This window comes from Comamonas sp. F1-6 (genome assembly GCF_039581415.1).
GTDB classification, from domain to species: domain Bacteria; phylum Pseudomonadota; class Gammaproteobacteria; order Burkholderiales; family Burkholderiaceae_C; genus Comamonas; species Comamonas thiooxydans.
On the sequence record NZ_JBCPWN010000012.1, the window covers coordinates 90,669 to 114,088 of the forward strand.

16 protein-coding genes are annotated in these 23,420 nt (G+C 63.0%); 8 read left to right on the forward strand and 8 right to left on the reverse strand.

Annotation, left to right across the window (positions count from 1 at the left end; all coding sequences use genetic code 11):
- Positions 1-31: 31 nt before the first annotated feature.
- Positions 32-1,306: an MFS transporter gene (locus AAIL66_RS13950; RefSeq protein ID WP_343496977.1), complete on the reverse strand. Its 1,275-nt coding sequence runs from the start codon at positions 1,304-1,306 to the stop codon at positions 32-34.
- A 266-nt stretch (positions 1,307-1,572) separates the two neighbouring features.
- Here AAIL66_RS13950 and AAIL66_RS13955 point away from each other — a divergent pair, with 266 nt between their 5' ends.
- The 5 genes from AAIL66_RS13955 (at position 1,573) to AAIL66_RS13975 (ending at position 7,552) form a co-directional block, all read left to right on the forward strand.
- A complete protein-coding gene (locus AAIL66_RS13955; RefSeq protein ID WP_034357174.1) occupies positions 1,573-3,201 on the forward strand; it encodes a peptide chain release factor 3 in 1,629 nt (542 codons plus the stop codon).
- A gap of 151 nt (positions 3,202-3,352) precedes the next feature.
- Positions 3,353-4,153 (forward strand): HAD-IIB family hydrolase, encoded by an 801-nt coding sequence (locus AAIL66_RS13960; protein ID WP_343496978.1) that lies wholly within the window; start codon positions 3,353-3,355, stop codon positions 4,151-4,153.
- Between the two features lie 251 nt (positions 4,154-4,404).
- Complete coding sequence (locus AAIL66_RS13965) at positions 4,405-5,391, forward strand: TRAP transporter substrate-binding protein (protein WP_034357170.1); 987 nt, start codon at positions 4,405-4,407, stop codon at positions 5,389-5,391.
- A 201-nt stretch (positions 5,392-5,592) separates the two neighbouring features.
- The gene (locus AAIL66_RS13970) at positions 5,593-6,108 is read left to right on the forward strand and encodes a TRAP transporter small permease (RefSeq protein WP_034357664.1); all 516 of its coding nucleotides are present in this window, start codon (positions 5,593-5,595) and stop codon (positions 6,106-6,108) included.
- Positions 6,109-6,265: 157 nt separating this feature from the next.
- Entirely contained in the window at positions 6,266-7,552 is a 1,287-nt protein-coding gene (locus AAIL66_RS13975; RefSeq protein WP_054074371.1) for a TRAP transporter large permease, read from the forward strand.
- Between the two features lie 191 nt (positions 7,553-7,743).
- Here AAIL66_RS13975 and AAIL66_RS13980 read toward each other — a convergent pair whose 3' ends face one another.
- The 5 genes from AAIL66_RS13980 to AAIL66_RS14000 all read right to left on the reverse strand — a co-directional run bounded on the left by AAIL66_RS13980 (position 7,744) and on the right by AAIL66_RS14000 (position 17,898).
- On the reverse strand, positions 7,744-8,505 hold the full coding sequence (locus tag AAIL66_RS13980) for a hypothetical protein (RefSeq protein ID WP_343496979.1): 762 nt from the start codon (positions 8,503-8,505) through the stop codon (positions 7,744-7,746).
- A gap of 15 nt (positions 8,506-8,520) precedes the next feature.
- Positions 8,521-14,457 (reverse strand): excinuclease ABC subunit UvrA, encoded by a 5,937-nt coding sequence (uvrA, locus tag AAIL66_RS13985; RefSeq protein WP_343496980.1) that lies wholly within the window; start codon positions 14,455-14,457, stop codon positions 8,521-8,523.
- Between the two features lie 148 nt (positions 14,458-14,605).
- Complete coding sequence (locus tag AAIL66_RS13990; RefSeq protein ID WP_003059044.1) at positions 14,606-14,743, reverse strand: hypothetical protein; 138 nt, start codon at positions 14,741-14,743, stop codon at positions 14,606-14,608.
- A gap of 220 nt (positions 14,744-14,963) precedes the next feature.
- Positions 14,964-15,956, reverse strand: a complete 993-nt coding sequence (locus tag AAIL66_RS13995; protein WP_034357162.1) for a porin — start codon at positions 15,954-15,956, stop codon at positions 14,964-14,966.
- A gap of 259 nt (positions 15,957-16,215) precedes the next feature.
- A complete protein-coding gene (locus AAIL66_RS14000) occupies positions 16,216-17,898 on the reverse strand; it encodes an MFS transporter (RefSeq protein ID WP_034405909.1) in 1,683 nt (560 codons plus the stop codon).
- Between the two features lie 292 nt (positions 17,899-18,190).
- Here AAIL66_RS14000 and AAIL66_RS14005 point away from each other — a divergent pair, with 292 nt between their 5' ends.
- Positions 18,191-18,499: a DUF485 domain-containing protein gene (locus AAIL66_RS14005; protein ID WP_343496981.1), complete on the forward strand. Its 309-nt coding sequence runs from the start codon at positions 18,191-18,193 to the stop codon at positions 18,497-18,499.
- On the forward strand, positions 18,496-20,229 hold the full coding sequence (locus tag AAIL66_RS14010) for a cation acetate symporter (RefSeq protein WP_034379215.1): 1,734 nt from the start codon (positions 18,496-18,498) through the stop codon (positions 20,227-20,229). Before AAIL66_RS14005 ends, AAIL66_RS14010 begins: the two co-directional genes overlap by 4 nt.
- A 92-nt stretch (positions 20,230-20,321) precedes the next feature.
- Here the strand turns inward: AAIL66_RS14010 and AAIL66_RS14015 are convergent, their stop codons facing one another.
- Positions 20,322-21,242: a LysR family transcriptional regulator gene (locus AAIL66_RS14015; protein WP_034357155.1), complete on the reverse strand. Its 921-nt coding sequence runs from the start codon at positions 21,240-21,242 to the stop codon at positions 20,322-20,324.
- Between the two features lie 355 nt (positions 21,243-21,597).
- Here AAIL66_RS14015 and AAIL66_RS14020 point away from each other — a divergent pair, with 355 nt between their 5' ends.
- A complete protein-coding gene (locus AAIL66_RS14020; RefSeq protein ID WP_343496982.1) occupies positions 21,598-22,719 on the forward strand; it encodes an NADH:flavin oxidoreductase/NADH oxidase in 1,122 nt (373 codons plus the stop codon).
- Between the two features lie 45 nt (positions 22,720-22,764).
- Here the strand turns inward: AAIL66_RS14020 and AAIL66_RS14025 are convergent, their stop codons facing one another.
- Positions 22,765-23,400, reverse strand: coding sequence for a DsbA family protein (locus AAIL66_RS14025; RefSeq protein WP_343496983.1), 636 nt, complete (start codon positions 23,398-23,400; stop codon positions 22,765-22,767).
- Positions 23,401-23,420: the final 20 nt, after the last annotated feature.

Sequence of the window (23,420 nt, forward strand, 5' to 3'; positions counted from 1 at the left end):
AGAGATTGGCCTTGCCGATATCAAGACGGCATCAAGAAGCGGCTCGATTCGCGGCCGCAACCCCGGCCAGCCACTGAACGCGCAAGGCCAGCACGATGACCAGCGCCAGCACAGCCAAGGCCACGAAGCCGACGCCCGTCCAGCCCCAGCGCGACCAGAACCAGCCCGCCCCGGCCCCCAGTACGCTGGAGCCCATGTAATAGCCCCAGAGGTATAGCGATGATGCGTGCCCCTTGGACTGCGTGGCCAGCCGCCCCACCCAGCCGCTGGCCACCGAATGCGCGATGAAGAACCCTGCCGTCAGCAGGACGATGCCAGCCACGATGACGGCCAGCGGCTGCAACAGGGTCAGCACCACGCCGGCGGCCATCAGCAAAGTGCCAGCGACCAGCACCGGGCCGCGGCCCAGCCTGTCGGCCAGCCCCCCGGCAATCGGCGACGCCGCCGTGCCCAGCAGATAGGCATAGAAGATATGGCTGATCTGCAACTGGCTCAGACCATAGGGCGATGCGCTGAGCAGAAAGCCGGCATAGTTGTAGATGCTGACAAACACGCCCATCAGGCCGAAGGCGATCAGGAACAGCAGCGGCAGGCCCGGGTGGCGCAGATGCCGGCCCCAGGCCTGCAGGTGATACTGGGCACCCAGCCCGGTCTTCTTGATGAAGTTGCGCGAGTTGGGTAGCAGCCAGACAAAGCCAAGGGCGGCCAGCAGGTCAAGCACCGAAAGCGCAGCCATGGCGTGGCGCCAGCCCCAGAACTCGGTCATCGCGCTCATGCCGACCCGGCCCAGCATGCCGCCCAGCGCCGTGCCGCCCACATACAGGCCCATGGCAAAGCCCAGGCCGGGCGGGTCGATCTCCTCGGACAGATAGGCCATGGCCACGGCAGGCACGCCGCCCAGCAGCAAGCCTTCCAGCGCGCGTGCGGCCAGCAGCGCATGCCACTGCGGCATGAACGAAGCCAGCAGATTGCACAGCGCCGCCAGGGCCATGGAGATGAACATCAGCTTGCGCCGCCCCAGTCCTTCGGACAAGGCCCCCGCCAGCACGATGGAGCCGGCCAGACAGGCCGTGGATACCGACAGCGCCAGCGCGCTCTGGGCCGGACTGACGGCAAAGCTGTGGGCCAGCTCGGGCAGCAGCGGCTGCACGCAGTACAGCAGGGAGAAGGTGGCAAACCCCGCCAGGAACAGCGCCACGCTGACCCGCCGGTACTCGGGCGTGCCGCGCTTGATCCATACCGGGGCGGCAGAGGCTGGAGGCTGGATGGGTAAGGAGGTGTTCACATCCTGCGGGGCGCTGTTCATGAGGGAAAAATAAGGACCGGAGACTAGGCTGCTATTGTGCTCCGCATCTGCCAGTTGCCGGAGCCAGCGGCCTTGGGCAATGGCGTCGCCCGCCCCGCATTTGCCGGAGCATCTCCATGAATTGGCCCTGCCGTTAAAATAAGCGCCCTCAAGACTTATTCACAGGTCTGCCCTGCATGGGTGCGGGCCTGGTGCGGCAAACGGACCGCCGCACCTTTTGTTGTCACAGCCGGCCTTCTCCGGCTGTATTTACAGCTCTCAATACTGTGTCATACGCCCCAGAAACCCGGCGCCGTCGTACGTTCGCCATCATCTCCCACCCGGACGCGGGTAAGACCACGCTGACCGAAAAGCTGCTGCTGTTCTCGGGCGCGATCCAGATTGCCGGCGCCGTCAAGGGCCGCAAGGCTTCGCGCCACGCCACCTCCGACTGGATGGAAATCGAAAAGCAGCGCGGCATCTCGGTGGCCTCGTCGGTGATGCAGATGAGCTACCGCGACCATGTGATCAACCTGCTCGACACTCCCGGCCACAAGGACTTCTCGGAAGATACCTACCGCGTGCTGACGGCCGTGGACTCGGCGCTGATGGTGATCGACGCGGCCAACGGCGTGGAATCGCAGACCCGCCGCCTGATCGAGGTCTGCCGCCAGCGCAACACCCCCATCATCTCCTTCGTCAACAAGTTCGACCGTGAAGTGCGCGACCCGCTGGACATCATGGACGAAGTCGAGCGCGAGCTGGGCATGCCCTGCTGCCCCATCACCTGGCCCGTGGGCCAGGGCAAGAGCTTCGGCGGCATCATCAATCTGCAGACACAGAGCATGACGGTGTTTGCCGCCGGCAGCGAGAAGCGCCCCGAAGACTTCGAAGTCATCCCGCTGACGGAAGTCGACAGGCTGCGTGCCCGCTTCGGCCAGGCCTACGACGATGCCATCGAGAGCATGGAACTGGCCCAGGGCGCATCGGCCGAATGGGATCACCAGGCGTTTCTGGAAGGCAAGCTGACCCCCGTGTTCTTCGGCTCCGGCGTGAACAACTTCGGTGTGATGGAAGTGCTGAACGCCGTGGTCGACATGTCGCCCCCGCCCGGCCCGCGCGTCGCCTTCACCGAAGTGAACCGCCAGCGCGAAGAAGTCACCATTAACCCTGAAGACAAGACCTTCGCAGGCGTGGTGTTCAAGGTGCAGGCGAACATGGATGCCAACCACCGCGACCGCATCGCCTTCGTGCGCGTGGCCAGCGGCAAGTACACGCCCGGCATGAAGATGAAGGTGCAGCGCACCGGCAAGGAGCTGCGCCCCACGTCCGTGGTGACCTTCATGAGCCAGCGCCGCGAGGCCGTTGACGAGGCCTATGCGGGCGACATCATCGGCTTCACGATTCACGGCGGCGTGCAGCTGGGCGACTCCATCACCGACGGCCCCAGCCTGCAGTTCACCGGCCTGCCCTTCTTCGCACCCGAAATGTTCATGACCGTGGTGCTCAAGAACCCGCTGCGCACCAAGCAGCTGCAGCAAGGCCTGATGCAGCTGGGCGAGGAAGGCGCGATCCAGGTCTTCAAGCCCGATGTCGGCGGCAATATGCTGCTGGGCGCCGTGGGTCAGCTGCAGTTCGAAGTGGTGCAGCACCGCCTCAAGACCGAGTACGACTGCGACGTGCGCCTGGAAGGCTGCCAGTACACCGGGGCGCGCTGGATCACGGCCGACTCGCCCGCCGAGCTGCGCGAGTTCGAGAACGCCTACCCCATGCGTCTGGCGCATGATGCGGCCGACACCCTGGCCTATCTGTGCACCAGCCCCTATGACGTGCGCCTGGCGCAGGAGCGCTTCCCCAAGATCCACTTCCACCCGCTGCGCGAGCATGCGGGCCTGGCACTGGGCTCGGCGAATTGAGCGTGGTCACCCCCTGAGGCGCTTCGCGCCTTCCCCCTCTCTGGCTTCGCCGGAGGGGGACGACATCCTCGCTGCGAGGCGGCTCTTGCTCGATGTCTCTGAGTTGGACCGCGCTAGCTTCAGGCGAGGATCAACATCGAGAGAGTTTGTTGTGAGCCAAGAATTTTTGCGCCCTTTGTCTGAACTGCGGACACCTGCCAAGCTGCTGGGCGTGCTGACCGATATCGACGACACGCTGACCACCGACGGCGTGGTGCCCGAGCATGTGGTGGCCGCGATTGCGCGCCTCAAGGATGCGGGTCTGAAAGTGGTGCCCATCACCGGCCGCCCCGTGGGCTGGAGCGTGCCGTTTGCATCGGCCTGGCCCGTGGATGCCATCGTGGCCGAGAACGGTGCCGTGGCCCTGCGCCGCAATGCCGAGGGCAGCCTGGACAAGCTCTACCAGCAATCTGCCGACGAGCGCGCCCGCAACTTTGCCCGCATGCAGCAGGTGCTGGAGCAGATCGAGGCCACCGTGCCCGGCGCCAGACGCGCCACGGACTCGGCCGGCCGCGAATGCGATATCGCCGTGGACCACAGCGAATTCACGAACATGCCCCAGGCACAGATCGATGAATGCGTGGCCATCATGAAGGCGGCCGGCATGAATGCCACCGTCAGCTCCATCCACATCAACGGCTGGTTCGGCGAGCACAACAAGCTCGAAGGCGCGCGCTGGATCACACGCGAGCTGTTCGACATCGATCTGGACGCCACGCTGGCGCGCTGGGTGTATATCGGCGACTCGACCAACGACCAGCAGATGTTCGAGCACATGCCCCACAGCGTAGGCGTGGCCAATATCGCGCGCTTCGTGCCCCAGCTCAGGCATCTGCCGCGCCATGTGACCACGGCCGAGCGCGGCGACGGCTTTGTTCAGCTCGCAGAGCTGCTGCTGGCTCAGCAAAAATAGTAGCTGCAACCGCTCTTTGTTTAACGATTTCAATATCAAAACAATCTGAAATCGTTTGACAACAAGCGCAAGCAGCTCTCATTTTCAAAGGCCTCCGTGCTTGCCGGCACGGAGGCCTTTTTCGACGCCAATCCATCGCCAAACACGATGCATCCACCCGTACAAGACGACCCCCGGATGCGTAAAAACCCACGGTTGGCACTCACTACAATTTTTGATTCATTTCAAAACATTTCTGAGAGACCAACACCATGCGCATGATTCGCCGCACCTTCGTCGCCACGGCCGTGGCAGCAACAGCCGCCCTGAGCGCAGGCACTGCATTTGCCCAGGGCAAGGAAGTCAAGATCGGCTATGCGCTGGCCGTCAACTCCCACTACGGCGCTGCCGCCAACGCCTGGGCCGAGGGCGTGGAAAAAGGCACCAACGGTGCCTACAAGTTCAAGCAGTTCCCCGCCTCCGCCCTGGGCGGCGAGCGTGAGCTGATCGAAGGCCTGCAGCTGGGCACCGTGGAAGCCGCCATCGTCTCCACGGGAGCGCTGAGCAACTTCGTGCCCGATGTGGGCGTGGTGGACATCCCCTTCCTGTTCCGCGACACCCAGCACGCACGTGCCGTGATGGACGGAGCCTTCGGTCAGGAACTGCTGGCCAAGTTCCAGAAGCGCGGTCTGATCGCGCTGGCCTGGGGCGAGCAGGGCTTTCGCCATCTGAGCAACAACAAGCATGCCGTCAATGGCGTGCCCGACCTCAAGGGCCTGAAGATCCGCGTGACCGAGAACCCCGTGCACATCACGGCCTTCCGCACCCTGGGTGCCTCGCCCACCCCCATGTCCTGGCCCGAAGTCATCGGTGCGCTGCAGCAGGGCACGATCGACGGCCAGGAGAACCCCATCTCCGTGCTGGTGTCCGCCAAGCTGTGGCAAGTGCAAAAGCACCTGACCCTGACCTCCCACGTCTACGCCCCCATGGCCCTGATCGTGTCGCCCTCGTTCTGGGGATCGCTGAACGCCGCCCAGAAGACCGCCTTCACCGAAGCTGCCAAGAAGGGCGCACTGGCTTCGCGCGCCTTTGTGGACAACGTGGAGAAGAAGGGCGTGGAAGAAGCCAAGGCCAACGGCATGAAGGTCGTGGAGAAGGTCGACCAGACCGCCTTCCGCACCGCGCTGGAGCCCGCGTACAAGGAATACGCCAAGAAGTTCGGCCAGAAGACGCTGGACTCCATCACCGCCGTCAAGTAAGCACTGCCAACATGGGCCTGCCTCCGCTGAGGCCGGCCCATGCATTTTTCTCCCTCCTGGGCAAGGCAGGCCCTTGCCCGGCTGCGGTCAGCACGAATGGACTTGCGCCAATTCCTGCCGATGATGAAGCAGCTCTCAACTTTGTGATGCAGCCAGCTCCTGCGGCATTCCGTGCCGCTGCGCCTGCTCACCCCCACTCCTATGCTTGATCGTATCGAACGCATTCTCGTGGCCGGCAATCGCTGGCTGCTGATCTTGCTGCTGCTGGCCATGGCCTGCATCGTCTTTGCCAACGTGGTGCTGCGCTACACCACGGGCGACTCCATCGTCTGGGCCGAAGAAGTGGCCCGCCACATGATGATCTGGGTCACTTTCCTGGGCGCAGGCCTGGTGCTGCGCTTTGGCGGTCATGTGGCCATCGACAATCTGCACCGCAGCGTGAGCGCCCGCAAGGCACAGGCCATGCGCGGCTTTGTCGTGCTCATTCTGGCGATCTTCTTTGCCGTGATGACCGTTACCTCCTCTCAGTATGTGTACGCCACGCGCTTTCAGACCACGGCGGCCACGGACATCCCGATCTCCTATATCTATGCGGCCATGCCCGTGGGCTTTGTGCTGATGCTGATCCATCTGCTGTTCATCGCACGCGGCTACATCACCGCTGGCAGCTTCGCAGAGTCCGATGAAATGGATGCGGACGCTGCAGCGTCTATATGAAACACCCCCTGAGTCGCTGCGCGCCTTCCCCCTGGAAGGGGGACGACAGCCTCGCTGTGGGGCGGCGCGGCCGGCACAGGCCCTTGCTCGGTGTATCTCACTTGGGGCGCGCCAGTTTCATGCGCTGCGCCATGAATCTCTGATTGACTGAAACATCATGGGTATCACTTTATTTGTTGCCATCATCGTCCTGCTCACGCTGGGCTTTCCGGTGGCGTTTGCGCTGGCCATCTCGGCCGCCCTGGCAGTCTTTGTCGGCGGACGTTATCCACAGCTGATCGTCTTCAAGGAAATGTTCACGGGCATCGACAGCTTTCCGCTGATGGCCGTGCCCTTCTTCATCCTGGCCGCAGAGCTGATGTCGGGCGGTGCGCTCACGGCCGTGCTGCTGCGCTTTGCCGCCCAGTTCGTCGGCCATCTGCGCGGCGGCCTGGGCTATGCCAATGTGCTTTCGCTGACCATGTTCTCGGGCATCTCCGGCTCGGCCCTGGCCGATGCGGCCGGCCCCGGCTCCATGATGGTCAAGATGATGGACAAGGCCGGCTACAGCCGCCCCTATGCGGCCGCCCTGACGGCCAGCACCGCCATCGTCGGCCCCATCATTCCGCCATCGGTGAGCATGATCATCTATGCGCTGCAGGATGAGAACGTGTCCGTGGGCGGCCTGTTCATGGCCGGCTTCATTCCCGGCATTCTGATCGCGCTGGCCATGGCGGCAGTCAACTGGTGGGTCTGCAAGAAGCGCGACTACCGCAGCACCGAGCCGCGCCCCTCGGCACGCGAGATGTGGAGCACCAGCTTCAAGGCCATCCCCGCGCTGATGCTCATCGTGCTCATCGTGGTCGGCATCCGCTTCGGCATCTTCACGCCCACGGAAGCCTCCGTCGTGGCCGTGTTCTATGCCCTGGTCTGCGGCAAATGGGTTTACCGCACGCTCAGGTGGTCGGCCCTGCCCGGCATCCTGGCGCGCTCGGCCATGCTCACGGCCTCGGTGCTGCTGGTGATGGCAACCTCGGCCGCCTTTGCCTGGGTGCTCACGGTGGAAGGCATTCCGCAGTATCTGTCCGAGCTGATCGTGAGCTGGGAGCTGTCGCCCGTCATGTTCCTGATTGCCGTGAACATTCTGCTGCTGGTCTTCGGCATCTTCATGGAGCCGCTGCCCGGCGTGATGATTCTGGTGCCCATTCTCGCGCCCATCGCCTTCAGCCTGGGCATCGATCCCACGCACTTCGCCATGGTGGTGATCGTCAACCTCACGCTGGGCATGATCACACCTCCGGTCGGCGGCCTGCTGTTCGTGACCGCCGTGTCCACGCGCGTGTCCATCACCGAGCTGACGCGCGAGATGCCGCTATTCCTGCTGGCCCACTTCGTCGTGCTGTGCCTACTGACATTCATCCCCGAGCTGTCGACCTGGCTGCCGCACACGCTGGGCTTCCAGTAAAGCGGACTGTGCTGGACCACAAGGCCTGCGTGCATCACGCGGGCCTTTTTTTCGATCAAAAATCGGTGCCGCTGCCCATGAACACCATGAACCTGCCTTGGCAGAAATGGCGCGGGTGAGGTGTGATGATGGTGAGTTGTGTTTTGGAAGGACGCGCTGCATGCGCCGTATCGGCCGCCCTTGCGTGCGCGCTACAAGCGACGTTCGCTCACTTCCATGCGCGCGCCCAGCCCCCCGAAATGCTGCACCAGGCGGTCCTTTTGCAAAGCGCTGACGCTATCGTCGAGCAGCGTCAGCGGCAGCCGGGTCTTGAGTTTCAGCAGCTCCTGCGCAGACAGCGTCGTGAAAATTTTCCTGAGCGCCAGCATGACCCTGGCCGGATCGGGCCCCAGCTCCAGCAGGCGCACGGTGTAGAAGATGGTGGAAGAGCGCGTTTCACGCGGCACAAGTGGCGCTTTGGCTGCCTTGGCCTGCACATGCGCCATCAACTCCTCGAGCGAGGCGAACAATGGCCTGGCCGCGCGGTGCGGCTCGTCATGCCACTTCCACAGCACAGGCACTTCGGGCCGGCTCATGTCACCGATCAGCGGGTCGCCATCCAGGCCATGGGTCAGCACCAGCCAGTGCGGGCTCCAGCCATCCGCCACCGCACCATCGATCCAGCGCAGATCACCGGGCGTGCTGGCCTTGAGGTCCAGACCGAAGCGGTACTCACCAGTCTGAGACCACAGCCCTGCCGTATCGGTGGCGCGCTGCATCGCGAGCCAGTTGCCCGCACCTTCACGCCATGCAGGAAGCTGCAACCACGGCAGCTCATCTCTCCAACCAAGCGCCCAGGTCATCCAGATCTGCACCGCAGGCGGCAGCGGTGGGCGCGCGATCTGCGCCATCCACGCGATACGCGAGGCCGCCAGCTCCGCCGGTGCAGGAAAGTTGCTGCGCGAGAAGGACATGGTGCGCGCCGCCTCTTACCGCGCCAGCACCGGCGCCAGTGCCTTGCCGGTATGGGTGCCGATCTTCACCAGCTCCTCGGGGGTTCCCGTGGCCACGATGCGTCCGCCCTCTTTGCCGCCTTCGGGGCCCAGATCGATGATCCAGTCCGCCTCGGCAATCACGTCGAGGTCATGCTCGATGACCACCACGCTGTGGCCACCATCGACGAGGCGGTGCAGCACATGGATGAGCTTGTCCACATCGGCCATGTGCAGGCCCACGGTGGGCTCGTCCAGCACATACAGCGTGTGCGGAGCCTTCTGCCCGCGCCGACCGATATCGTCGCGCACCTTGGTCAGCTCGGTCACTAGCTTGATGCGCTGGGCCTCGCCGCCCGACAGCGTGGGCGATGGCTGGCCCAGGGTCAGATAGCCCAGGCCCACGTCTTTCAGCAGCTGCAGCGGATGGGCAATCGAAGGCATGGAGGCGAAGAACTCCACGGCCTCGTCGACCTCCATCTGCAGCACATCGCCAATGCTCTTGCCGCGCCAGCTCACGGCCAGCGTCTCGGGGTTGAAGCGTGCACCATGGCAGACTTCGCAAGGCACTTTCACATCGGGCAGAAAGCTCATCTCGATGGTGCGCACGCCCTGGCCTTCGCAGGCCGGGCAACGGCCTTCGCCGGTGTTGAACGAGAAGCGGCCAGCCGCATAGCCGCGGGCCTTGGCCTCCAGGGTCTCGGCAAACAGCTTGCGAATCGTGTCCCAGAAGCCGATATAGGTCGCCGGGCAGGAGCGCGGCGTCTTGCCGATCGGGGTCTGATCGACTTCGAGCACGCGATCGATGGTCTCGAAACCCTTGAGTCCCTTGCAGCCCACGAGCGCCGGCGACTTGCCTGCATCCATGGCATCGCGGCCGGCCTTGGTCGAGCGCTGCTGCACCCAGGCCGCCACATTGCTCAGCAGCACATCGCGCGCCAGCGTGGACTTGCCCGAGCCGGACACTCCGGTCACGGCCACCAGGCGCTTGAGCGGAACGCGGGCGTCCACGCTCTGCAGATTGTGCAGATTCGCGCCCAGCACCGTGAGCCAGTGCAAGGCGTCGCTGTCTTGCTGCACCACATTTTCAGTAGCAGCTACCGCTTTCTTTTTCTTGGTCTTGGATGGTTTCTTATCTAGAGCCGCCATATCACCAGCGTCAGCAGCTTCTGCATTGATAGCAGCCGGCTGCTCCGGAGGCTCGCCCTCCCCCACCCATAGACGAGGCTTGAAGGGATGGCGCATGGCGTGCAGCAGATAGCGCCCGGTGACCGAGTCCTTGGCCGCCATGATGTCATCCACCGTACCCTCAGCCACCAGACGGCCGCCACGAATGCCGGCGCTGGGGCCGATGTCGATCACATGGTCGGCGCGGCGAATCGTGTCTTCGTCGTGCTCCACCACCACCAGTGTGTTGCCCTTGTCGCCTAGCTTGTGCAAGGCATTGAGCAGGATCTGGTTGTCGCGCGCATGCAGGCCGATGGTGGGTTCGTCCAGCACATAGCAGACGCCTTGCAGATTGCTGCCCAGCTGCGCAGCCAGACGGATGCGCTGGGCCTCGCCCCCGCTCAGCGTGGGCGCGCCACGGTCCAGCGTCAGATAGTTGAGACCGACTTCTTCCAGGAATTCGAGACGGCTTTGAATCTCGGGGATCAGATCGCGCGCAATATCGGCTTCGCGGCCCGTAAGCTCCAGGCTCTGTATCCAGTGGCGCACATCGCTGACTGACAACTGGGCAATATCGGTAATCGCCTCGTCGTGAAACTTCACGGCTCGCGCCACAGGGTTCAGACGTGTGCCATGGCATTTGGGACAAACGACTTCAGCCAGGTCTTCCACTTCCTGGCCCTCGAACTTCACCTCACGGCCCCGGTTGTCGTCGGCCAGCAAGGTGTCGTCATAGACCTTGCGCTGGTCCTTGGTCAGCTTCACGCCCGTGCCCACGCAATCGGGACACCAGCCATGCTTGCTGTTGTAGGAGAACAGACGCGGGTCCAGCTCGGCATAGCTGGTGGCGCAGACCGGGCAGGCGCGCTGGGTGGAGAACACCTGCAGCGCACCGATGCCGGCCGTGCTCCGGCCGCCCTGCATGGCGTCGGCCAGATTCTCGATGCCCGAGAGCACATGCAGCACGCCCTTGCCGATCTCCAGCGCCTGGCGCAAATGGCCGCGCAGCTCCTTCTCGTTGGCCGCGGTCACCGTCACGCTGGCCACGGGCAGCTCGATGGTGTGCTCCTTGAAACGGTCAATGCGCGGAAAGCCCGTGGTCGGCAGAAACTCGCCGTCCACGCGCAGATGCGTGTAGCCCTTGGGTCTGGCCCAGTCGGCCAGCTCGGTATAGACGCCCTTGCGGTTGACGACCAGCGGACTCAAGAGACCGATGGTCTGACCGCGGAAGTTCGTCATCAGCTGCGCGGCAATGCTTTCCTCGGTCTGCGGCTGCACGATGGCATCGTCGTGTATGCAGTGCTGCACGCCCAGCTTCACATAGAGCAGACGCAGAAAGTGCCAGACCTCGGTGGTCGTGCCCACCGTGGACTTGCGACCGCCGCGCGACAGGCGCTGCTCGATGGCCACCGTGGGCGGTATGCCATAGACCGCATCGACCTCGGGACGACCCGCAGGCTGCACGATGGAGCGCGCATAGGCATTGAGCGATTCGAGATAGCGGCGCTGGCCTTCGTTGAACAGAATGTCGAAAGCCAGCGTGGATTTGCCCGAGCCCGACACCCCGGTCACCACATTGAACTTGCCGCGCGGCACATCGACCGTCAGCGACTTGAGGTTGTGCTCCTTGGCGTTGACGATTTCAATCGCATTCTTGGCATGCAGTGCTTGTGCAGCCTTGGCTTTGCGCTCTGGTTTATAGAGCATGGGCGCAACTTCGCGCACCGCCTCGCCGCCCACGCCCATGGCCAGGTCGTATTCACGCAAGGCCTGGGCCGTGTGCGACTCTTGCACATGGCGCACATCTTCAGGCGTGCCCTGGGCCACTATCAGACCGCCGCCATCACCGCCTTCGGGGCCCAGGTCGATGAGCCAGTCGCTGGCGCGAATCACGTCCAGATTGTGCTCGATGACGATCAGCGAGTGGCCCGCTTCCAGCAGCTTGCGCAATGCGCGCATGAGCTTGGCGATATCTTCGAAATGCAGGCCGGTCGTGGGCTCGTCGAACAGGAACAGCGTGCCTTTCTTGGCCAGCGACTGCTTGGACTTGCTTTGCGCGCGAGCCGCTTCCGCGAGGAAGCCTGCCAGTTTCAAGCGCTGGGCCTCGCCGCCCGACAGCGTGGGCACGGGCTGACCCAGCTTCACATATTCCAGACCCACATCGACGATGGGCTGCAGCGCACGGATCACATCGCGGTCCTGCGCAAACAGCAGCGCAGCTTCGGCCACCGTGAGCTCCAGCACATCGGCCACATTCAGCGGCTGGCCGTTGCGCTCGATTTTCACTTCGAGGATCTCGGGGCGATAACGCGTGCCGTTGCAATCGGGACAACGCAGATAGACGTCCGAGAGGAACTGCATCTCCACATGCTCAAAGCCCGAGCCGCCGCAGGTCGGGCAGCGGCCGTCGCCGCTGTTGAAGCTGAACTTGGCAGCCGTGTAGCCGCGCTGGCGCGACAGCGGCGCCACGGCGAACAGCTCGCGGATCGCATCCCAGGCGCCCACATAGCTGACCGGGTTGGAGCGCGCCGTCTTGCCGATGGGCGACTGGTCCACGAACATCACATCGGCCAGATGGTCCGCGCCCAGCAGGCGCTCGAACGCACCCGCCGCATCGGTAGGCTTGCCGAAATGGCGCATCAGCGCCGGCACCAGCACATCCTGGATCAGCGTGGATTTGCCCGAGCCCGACACGCCGGTGATCGTGACCAGGCGCTGCAGCGGAAAGTCCACGTTGATATCGCGCAGATTGTGCTCGCGCGCGCCTTCGAGAATCAGGCGCGGCGTGCTCTCGGTCACCATGCGCTTGAGACCGAAGCCCACCTGCTTGCGCCCACCCAGATAGGCGCCAGTGAGGGTATCGGCCTTGCGCAGATCCTCGGGTGTGCCGTCGAACACGATCTGGCCGCCGCGTGCGCCAGGGCCCGGCCCCATGTCGATCATGCGGTCGGCGGCAAACATCACGGCCGGGTCATGCTCCACCACAACCAGCGTATTGCCCGCATCGCGCAGGCGCTGCATGGCCTCGGTGATGCGTTCCATATCGCGCGGGTGCAGTCCTATCGATGGCTCGTCGAGCACGAACAAGGTATTGACCAGCGAAGTGCCCAAAGCGGTGGTCAGATTGATGCGCTGCACCTCGCCACCGCTCAACGTGCGGCTCTGGCGGTCCAGCGTGAGGTAGCCTATGCCCACATCGCACAGATACTGCAGCCGCGTCATGACTTCTGCATGCAGCATCTTCAATGCCTGGGCTTCGCCATCATTTTTGACGGCATCGCTGTCTGGCGCCAGCTGCGCAAAGAAGTCACGCAGGCGCGTGATCGGCAGACGCATCAGATCGTGCAGACACAGGCCAGGCAGGCTGTCGAGCTGCTCGCGGCTCCAGCCCACCGCCTGCGGCATGAAGCGCTGGTATCTGCCGCTGTCGTCGCCGGGCGGCAGCACGGCATCCGCAGCCTGCTTGCCTCCTATGCGCCAGAGCAGGCTTTCGGTCTTGAGACGCGCACCTCCGCATGTCGGGCATTCGGTATAGCTGCGGTACTTGGACAGCAGCACCCGGATATGCATCTTGTAGGCCTTGCTTTCGAGATACTCGAAGAAGCGGCGAATGCCATACCAGGTCTGGCTCCACTTGCCGTTCCAGTTGGGCGAGCCCTCGATCACCCAGTCCTTCTGCTCCCGGGTCAGCTTGGACCAGGCCGTATCGCGTGGAATGCCCTCGGCCTCGGAATGGCGCATCAGGTCATCCTGAATCTCCTTCCAGGCCGGCGTCTGGATCGGCTTGATGACACCGGTGCGCAAGGTGAGCTTTTCATTGGGAATCACCAGTCCCCAGTCGACCCCGATGACGCGGCCGAAACCACGGCAGGCATCGCAGGCACCCACCGCGGAGTTGAACGAGAACAGCGAGGGAATCGGCTCCTGGTAAGTCAGATTGCTCTCGGGGCAATGCAGGCCCAGCGAGAACTTCCACAGCTCGGGCTCGGCCGCCTCGACACCGCTCTCGGGCAACACATAGACCGTGAGCCTGCCGCTGCCGCGCTTGAGGCCCACCTCGATCGCCTCCATGGCGCGGGACCGCTCGGCCTTGCCGAGGCGAAAGCGGTCGGCAATCACATCCAGCACCTTGATCTTCTCGGGGGCTGGCTTGGCCTTTTTCTTGCCCTTGGCGACCTCATCAGCTGCCGGGTGAGCGCGCTCCACTTCGCGCTCGGCCTGCACCTTGGTGAAACCGCTGGCAGACAGCCATTGCTCCACCTCTTCGGCCGAGGTATTGGCCGGCAGCTCCACCGGGAAGGTGATGGCAATGCGCGGGTCGCCCGCGGCCTCGCAGCGCTGGGCCAATTCGGCATAAATGCTGTCCGCCGTATCGTGGCGCACCGGCAGGGCCGTCCTGCTGTCGAACAACTGGGCCGCGCGCGCAAACAGCAGCTTGAGGTGATCGTTGATCTCCGTCATCGTGCCCACGGTGGAACGCGAGTTGCGCACCGGATTGGTCTGGTCGATGGCAATCGCTGGCGGCACACCCTCGACCTTGTCCACGGCCGGCTTGTCCATGCGATCGAGGAACTGGCGCGCATAGGCGGAGAAGGTCTCGACATAGCGGCGCTGACCTTCGGCGTACAGCGTGTCGAACACCAGACTGGACTTGCCCGAGCCGCTGGGGCCGGTGACAACGGTCAGCTCACCGGTACGGATATCGATGTCCAGATTGCGAAGATTGTGCTGGCGAGCACCACGGATACGGATCAGGCCCTGCGTCATGTTCTGCGGTCTTTTCTATGGAGGCCAAACATTCTAGGCAGTCCTGACATGAGCCTTGGGTGCGCATGTGCATTACCGTTTCAGCGTGCAGCCAGGGCCGGCGCAAAAAAGCCCCGGCTGGCGGGGCTTTGATCGAGTGCTGCTGCCTTCATTTGGATTCTGCCGGTGCATGAATCGCATCCGCACCATGCTTTTCTCCACTCATATCCACCTTGTCGCCCGCCTTCATGATGACAAACAGCGCCACGGCAGCAAACACCACAAAACCAATCGCCAGCTTCCACATATCAGTCTCCAGAGTGTTATGAATAAGCAGCTGGTGCAGCTACTCGTGCCACGCCAGTCAGCACGACCATTGAGCCTGAGCGAGTTTGCGCGTGGCTTACTGCCAGACAGGCTGCACATAAGAAAAAACCCCATGCCTTGCGACATGGGGTATGAACTTGGAGTAATGGTCTGCATTATCAGCTGCAGCTGCTGGAGACACCGCTTGCGCGGTGCACAAATTAGAAGTTGTGGCGGATACCCACGGCGATGGAGCTGAAGTCCTTGCCAGCTGGTGCGTTATATGCAGCACCGCTGTCGTTGTTCACACGGGTGTAGTAACCGTAAACCTTGGAGCGCTTGCTCAGGTTGTAGTTGTAGCCCAGAGTCCACTGGGTAGCTGCGGAGTCGGCAACCTTGCTCCACTTGTTGGCGTGACCAACGTTCACGTGGAACTCGGAAGCACCCATGGTGTACATACCGGACAGGCGGAAGTTGTTGCGTGTGCCGATCAGGTCTTGGTCATTGCGCTGGTAGTAGGCGCCAACCGTGAACTGACCAAATGTGTACAGACCGCGCAGTGCGGCTTGCCAGTTATCGCCCACCTTGCTGAAACCGGCACCCAGGTGCAGAGGACCGGTGGCGTAGTTGGCAGCCAGATCGTAGCCGTTCTTGCGAGGACCGACCGTGGGATCCTTCTCGTGCATAGACACGGAGGCATCCACCGTCAGGCCGCCCATGCTGGGGGTGCGATAGCCGATCTTGTTCTTGGTGCTCAAACCGCCGAACCAGACGGGATCGTAGTACAGCGCATCGGAAGAAGAACCGGTGTCGTGGTTGTGCATGCTGATGTAGTCAGCAGTTGCGTAGTAGGACTCGGGAACGAAGTTGCCCAGACGGATCATGCCGAAGCCGCCGGACAGGTTCACTTCGCTCTGACGCGCAAAGGACATGCCTGTGGTGGAGTGGGTCCAGGCGGAACCGGTACCGGTGTCGGAGTTGAAGCCGGACTCCAGGGTGAAGCCAGCCTTCAGGCCGCCACCCAGATCTTCGGTACCGCGAATGCCCCAGCGGGAAGCATTGTTGTACAGGCCGGACACCGACTCATCGCCCACCTTCTGGCGTTCGACTGTGGTGTTGATACGGCCGTACAGCGTCACGCTGCTCTGTGCCATTGCGGTGGTTGCGCCCATCACAGCCAGTGCGGCCAGTGCGATGCGAGTCATCTTGGTCATTCAGTGCTCCTATGTCCTGGGATAGTGTTTTTTGCACCGCATTGGCTTGTAGGTTGTCGGCCCTCTCGCGGCTAGGTGTGATTCTAGGTTGGCCCCTCTCAAAAGCATGATTTCCATCGCAAAAAAGTAACGCAATGATGCTTTGTTGCCACACTGCTGTAACCCACTAGTGCTGAAGCAAACAAAAAAGACCTGCAAAGCACAAGCCTTGCAGATCTTTGATGCGATGCTGCATAAATTGCAGCATCAGCGCCTGGCATCAGTCTTCGGCGTAGATGTCGCGATCCTTGGTTTCGGGCACGAACAGCGTGCCGATCACGGCCGTCACACCAGCGATGATGATGGGGTACCAGAGACCGTTGTACATATTGCCGGTCTGCGCCACGATGGCGAAGGACATGGTGGGCAGCAGACCGCCAAACCAGCCGTTGCCGATGTGATAAGGCAAGCTCATCGAGGTGTAGCGGATGCGTGTCGGGAACAGCTCCACCAGCATGGCCGCGATGGGGCCGTAGACCATGGTCACCAGCAGCACCAGATAGGTCAGGATCACGATCATCATGACCTTGTTCATCTTGGCGGGGTCGGCCTTGGTGGGATAGCCATCCTTGGCCAGTTCTGCAGCCACAGTCTTCTTGAACGCACCGTCCTTGGCCTTGGCGTCTTCAGGGCTCAGGCCCTTGAGCGAGAACGAAGGAATCTCGGTCGCACCGATACGGATCATGGCCTGCGTGCCTGCAGCCGCCTCTTCGGTTTCATAGCTCACGGAACCCGCAGCCAGCACCTGCTTGGCCACGTCGCAGGAGCTGGTGAACTTGGTCGTGCCTGTGGGGTTGAACTGGAAGGAGCACTCCGCAGGATCGGCCACGATGACCACCTTGTTCTTGGCTTGAGCCGCAGCCAGGTCGGGGTTGGCGGCTTCGGTCAGCGCCTTGAAGACCGGGAAGTAGGTCAACACGGCCAGAATGCAGCCCAGCATGATGATGGGCTTGCGGCCGATCTTGTCGGACAGCGTGCCGAAGATCACAAAGAAAGGCGTGCCGATCAGCAGTGCGGCGGCAATCATCAGATTGGCCGTCACGGCATCGACCTTGAGCTGCTGCGTCAAAAAGAACAGTGCATAGAACTGGCCGGTATACCAGACCACAGCCTGGCCGGCAGTCAGGCCGACCAGCGCCAGAATCACGATCTTGAGGTTCTTCCACTGACCGAACGACTCAGTCAGAGGCGCCTTGGACACCTTGCCCTCGGCCTTCATCTTCTGGAAGGCTGGAGACTCGGACAGCGTCATGCGAATCCAGACCGAGATGGCCAGCAGCAAAATGGAAACCAGGAAGGGAATGCGCCAGCCCCAGTCGGCAAACTTCTCTTCGCCCATCGAGGTACGCACACCCAGAATCACCAGCAGCGACAGGAACAGGCCCAGCGTTGCCGTGGTCTGGATCCACGAGGTGTAAGCACCGCGCTTGCCATGCGGCGCATGCTCTGCCACATAGGTGGCAGCGCCGCCGTACTCACCGCCCAGGGCCAGACCTTGCAGCATGCGCAGCGCGATCAGGATGACGGGGGCGGCCACGCCAATGCTGGCGTAGTTGGGCAAGATGCCGACGATGAAGGTGGACAGGCCCATGATCAGGATCGTCACCAGGAAGGTGTACTTGCGCCCGATCATGTCGCCCAGACGACCGAACACCAGCGCGCCGAAGGGGCGCACGATGAAGCCTGCCGCAAAGGCCAGCAACGCGAAGATGAAGGCCGATCCCGCATCCAGACCGCTGAAGAACTGCTTGGCGATGATGGCTGCCAGAGATCCGTACAGATAGAAGTCGTACCACTCGAAAACGGTTCCGAGGGAAGACGCAAAGATGACTTTGCGCTCTTCCGGGCTCATCGGCCTTGGGGCCGATTTACCTCCCATATGTGCTGTCGCATTGATGGCCATGTTTGTCTCCTAGGTTTTGGAATTTCAGGCGCTGCCAACTCACCTGTTTGCCCAATATCAAAGCGACAACTGACCGCTAACTTACAAAAAAATGCTTCTCAAAAATTCAAGACTGGGCATTACCCGACCCTCTCCGCACTTACCCGGATTGGTTTTTTTTTGATGTGAAAAACCAGGGGCAAACACCGATATCGTAAGTAAGGAGACGGTCAGACGGGCTTCTCAGAATGCATCGCAAGCAAGCCACCGAGCACCTGATGGCAGGCTGGAAAACTTCAAAGGAGACAACGCTGTGCGAGACCCGGTGATAGAGACAATCCAAAGCAACCCCGCCTACCAGCAGCTGCGCCGCAAGCGCAATCGCCTCGGCCTGGCGCTGACCGCCCTGATGCTGATCGTGTACTACGGCTATGTTGCGCTGATCGCATTCGACAAGGAATTCCTGGCCCGGCCCATAGGCGCTGGAGTGACCACGCTGGGCATTCCCATCGGCATGGGCGTCATCATTTTTTCCGTGATCATTACCGGCCTCTATGTGCGCCGCGCCAACAACGAGTTTGATCAGCTCACCCGCGACATTCTCAAAGGCATCAAGCAATGAAGCAGCGCATCTCTTCCCAATGGCTGGCGGGCGCTGCGGCGCTGGTCGCGACAGCTCCCGTGCTGGCCGCCGGCGGCGACGTCGGCAACGCCGCCAAGCAGGCCACCAACTGGACGGCCATCATCATGTTCACCGCCTTTGTGGTGGCAACCCTGTGGATCACCAAATGGGCGGCGGGCCGCACCAAGTCGGCTTCCGATTTCTATACCGCAGGTGGCGGCATCACCGGCTTTCAGAATGGTCTGGCGATTGCGGGCGACTATATGTCCGCCGCCTCCTTCCTCGGCATCTCGGCCTCCGTCATGGCCAGCGGCTATGACGGCCTGATCTACTCCATCGGCTTTCTGGTCGGCTGGCCTCTGCTCACCTTCCTGCTGGCCGAGCGCCTGCGCAATCTGGGCCGCTTCACCTTTGCCGATGTGGCCGGCTACCGCTTTGCGCAGACGCCGTTCCGCATTTTTGCCTCCTGCGGCACGCTGGTCGTGGTGGCCTTCTATCTGATTGCCCAGATGGTCGGCGCCGGCCAGCTCATCAAGCTGCTGTTCGGTCTGGACTACTGGATCGCGGTGGTACTGGTGGGCGCGCTGATGATGATCTATGTGCTGTTCGGCGGCATGACGGCCACCACCTGGGTGCAGATCATCAAGGCCTGCCTGCTGCTGGCCGGCGTGACCTTCATGGGCTTCATGGTGCTGGCCAAGTACGGCTTCAGCCCCGAGGCACTGTTTGCCGAAGGTGTGAAGGTGCGCACCCAGATCGCCGCCAATGGCGGCGCAGAGCCATCCGTGGCGGAAAAGCTCGGCCTGGCCATCATGGGACCGGGCGGCTTCATCAAGGACCCGATCTCCGCCATCAGCTTCGGCATGGCGCTGATGTTCGGCACGCTGGGCCTGCCCCACATCCTGATGCGCTTCTTCACCGTGCCTGACGCCAAGGAAGCACGCAAGAGCGTGTTCTGGGCCACGACCTGGATCGGCTACTTCTATGTGCTGATCTTCATCATCGGCTTCGGCGCCATCACCCTGGTGCTCACCAACCCCGAAATGGCGGACACGGCCAAGGGCGTGATCCACGGCGGCGCAGGCACGGCCAATATGGCGGCCGTGCTGGTGGCCAAGACCGTGGGCGGCGATGTGTTCTACGGCTTCATCTCGGCCGTGGCCTTTGCCACGATTCTCGCCGTGGTCGCAGGTCTGACCCTGTCCGGCGCCTCGGCCGTCTCGCACGACCTCTACGCCACCGTCATCAAGAAGGGCAAGGCCGACAGCGCCTCCGAACTCAAGGTCTCGCGCATCACCACGCTGTGCCTGGGCTTTGTGGCCGTGCTGCTGGGCATTGTGTTCGAGAAGCAGAACATCGCCTTCATGGTCTCGCTGGCCTTTGCCGTGGCGGCTTCCGCCAACTTCCCGCCGCTGCTGCTGTCGGTGCTGTGGAAGAACTGCACCACCAAGGGCGCCGTCATCGGCGGCTTCATGGGCCTGGTCTCCTCCGTGGGTCTGACCATCGTCTCGCCCTCGGTGTGGGAAGCGACTCTGGGCCATCCCGCCGGCTCGGCCTGGTTCCCCTACGCCTCGCCTGCACTGTTCTCCATGGCAATCGGCTTCTTCGGCGTGTGGCTGTTCTCCGTGCTCGACAAGAGCGCTCAGGCGGCCAAGGAGCGCGCCGTGTTCCCTGCGCAGCAAGTGCGCTCGGAAACCGGTCTGGGTGCCGCAGGCGCATCGGGCCACTGATGATGTGAATGGCTTGGCACCATGCCAGGCCCCGGCAGGAATCTGCCCTCACCTCGGCCCGCAGAGACCGCCACGGTTTCTGCGGGCCGCGCTCATTCCACGTCCAGCCCGCCGGACTGCGCCAGCTCGAACAGCAGCTCCCGTGCCCATTGGTGCCCCGCAGAGCGATGGGTGCGCGCATGCCAGGCGGCCGTCTTGGTAAAGCCCGGAATTTCCAGCGGCGGCTCCAGCACCACCAGCCCCGAGTCGGGCTTGACCAGCCGCCTGGGCACGACGGCAATCAGATCGCAGCTGCGCAGGATTTCGGGCAGCACCAGAAAGCTGGTCACGGACAGCGCCACACGCCGCTTGCGGCCCAGACGCTCCAGCGCCTCGTCCGTCACACCATGAAAACTGCCTCCGTCATAGGACACCAGCGCATGATCCAGAGCGCAGAAGCGCTCCAGTGACAGGCCACGCCGGCGCGCATCGGGATGGCCCTGGCGCATCACGCAGACATAGCGTTCGTCGAACAGCCGGCGCGCATGCAGATCGGGGGCCGTGCGCTCCGGCGTGATCAGCGCCAGGTCGATATCGCCGCGCTCCAGCCGCTCGTGCAGCGGCAGATGCTGGGCCGGCACCACGGCCACGCACAGACCGGGCGCGCGCTGGCGCAACACGGCCAGAAACGGCAGCACCACCGCCTGCAGCGCGTAATCCGTGGCGGCAATGCGCAGCGTCATATGCGCCGTGGCCGGATCAAAGGCCTGGGGGCGCAACAGCGCTTCGGCATTGCACAGCAACTCCTTGAGCGGCCCTGCCAGTGCCAGCGCGCGCAGCGTGGGGGCGATGCCGCGCTGCGTGCGCACGAACAAGGGATCGTCGAAGCTCTCGCGCAGCCGCGTCAGCATGCCGCTGACCGCCGGCTGGGTCAGCGCCAGACGCTCGGCAGCGCGCGTCACGCTGCGCTCGTCCAGCAGCGCATCCAGGGCCTTGAGCAGATTCAGGTCCAGACTCTTGATATCAGTCGGCATGATTTCACAAATCAGAAATATCGATTGGATTTATTTCACCACAACCCCCATCATTTCCCCATTCCCTTCGACAGAAGCCCTGCATGCACCGCATTCACTGGCCCGCCGACTACATGACGGGCACCACCGCAAACTTCGTCTCCAGCGAGCTCATTGCCCGGGGCCTGTATCCGCCGCTTTCCGAGCCCTGATGCCCTTGATTTTTTGATAGCTGTCAGCACCTTCATTCATTGATTTTCAGTTTGATTTCATGCTGAAAACAGGCCATGAAAAGCGCCAGGCGCTATCAAACCTTTTGCATCCTGCATTGCCGCAGGACTGCTGGCTCATTCCATTCGCACCACCGATACTTCGCATGTCTGCACTCTTTACCCCTTTCACCCTCAAAAGCCTGACCCTGCGCAACCGCATCGCCATTCCGCCGATGTGCCAGTACAGCGCCGTGGACGGTCTCACCAATGACTGGCACCAGGTCCACTACGCCTCCATGGCGCGCGGCGGCGCGGGGCTGGTGATTGCCGAAGCCACGGGCGTGTCGCCCGAAGGCCGCATCTCGCCCGACTGCACCGGTCTGTGGAACGACGGCCAGATCGACGGCATGTCGCGCATTGCCGCCGGCATCAAGGCCGCAGGCGCCGTGCCCGGCATCCAGATCGGCCATGCCGGACGCAAGGCCAGCGCCAACAATCCCTGGGAAGGCGACGACCATATTGCCGAAGGCGATGCCCGAGGCTGGCAGCCGATTGCGCCATCGGCAATCGCCTTTGGCGGCGGTCTGCCGCGTGTTCCTCGCGCCATGACGCTTGCGGACATCGCCCGCGTGCAGGACGACTTTGTAGCGGCGGCCCGCCGCGCGCTTGCGGCCGGCTTCGAATGGCTGGAGCTGCACTTTGCCCACGGCTATCTGGCCCAGAGCTTTTTCTCGCCCCACAGCAACCAGCGCGACGACGCCTATGGCGGCAGCTTCAGCAACCGCGCCCGCTTTCTGCTGGAGACCGTGGCCAAGGTGCGCGAGGTCTGGCCCGAGCATCTGCCGCTGACCGCACGTTTCGGCGTCATCGAGTACGACGGCCGCGACGAAGAAACCCTGGAGGAATCGATTGCCGTGACGCGCCAGATGCGCGAGCGCGGCCTGGACCTGCTCAATGTCAGCGTCAACTTCGTGATTCCCGATGTGAAGATTCCCTGGGGAACGCCCGCCTTCCTCGCTCCCATCGCCCAGCGCGTGAGCCGCAGCGCCGGCCTGCCCGTGGCCTCAGGTTGGGGCATGGATGATCCACAGATTGCCGAGCGCATCGTGGCCGACGGCCAGGTCGATCTGGTGATGATCGGCCGCGCCCATCTGGCCAATCCGCACTACGCCTACCAGCTGGCGCAAAGCCTGGGCGTTGCCCGCCCCGACTGGACCCTGCCCGCGCCCTATGCCCACTGGCTGGAGCGCTATCGCGGCGCCGCCAAGCAGGCCGCAGCACAGTAAGAGAGTGAACGACAGGCCTGCAGCGCTGCAGGCCTGAATCAGGCTTCAGCCCAGGCCCGACTCCACCTGGGCCGCCGCCTGCCATTGCGCATCGAACCAGGCATTGCCCTCCAGATAGCTGCGCAGCATGGGCAAGGCATCCAGGCCCCAGAATACATGGCCGTCCACCACCCAGGCCGGCACGCCAAATACGCCGGCCTGCTGCGCCTGCTCCGTATTGCTGCGCAGCCATTGCTTGACCTCGGCACTGTCCTCTTCCTGGCGCAGCTGCTCCTTCAGCTGCTCGCGCAGTTGCTGCAGGCGCTGCGCATCATTGGCCTCATGTCCGCCCTGCCAGACATGCTGCATCACGGCCTGCGCCACAAAGCGGTTGATGCTGCCGTCACGCCCATGGGCCAGCGCCAGCCGCAGCAGCGGCAGCGGCTTGAACGGATGCCGGGCCGGCATCTGCAGAGGTATGCCCAGCGACCGGCCAAGCCATGTGACATGGCGGTAGGTCCAGGTGCGCTTGGCAGGAATGCCGGCCGGTCCGGGGTTGGCATTGCCTTGCAGCAAGGCACCCAGCAGCACCGGGCGGTAATCAACGTGATAGCTGAGCCCTTGCAGCGCCTTGGGCATTTGCTCCAGCGCCAGCCATGCATAGGGCGACACAAAGTCCAGATAACAGGTGATGTGCTTCATGTCGGCTCTCCTCAAAGGGT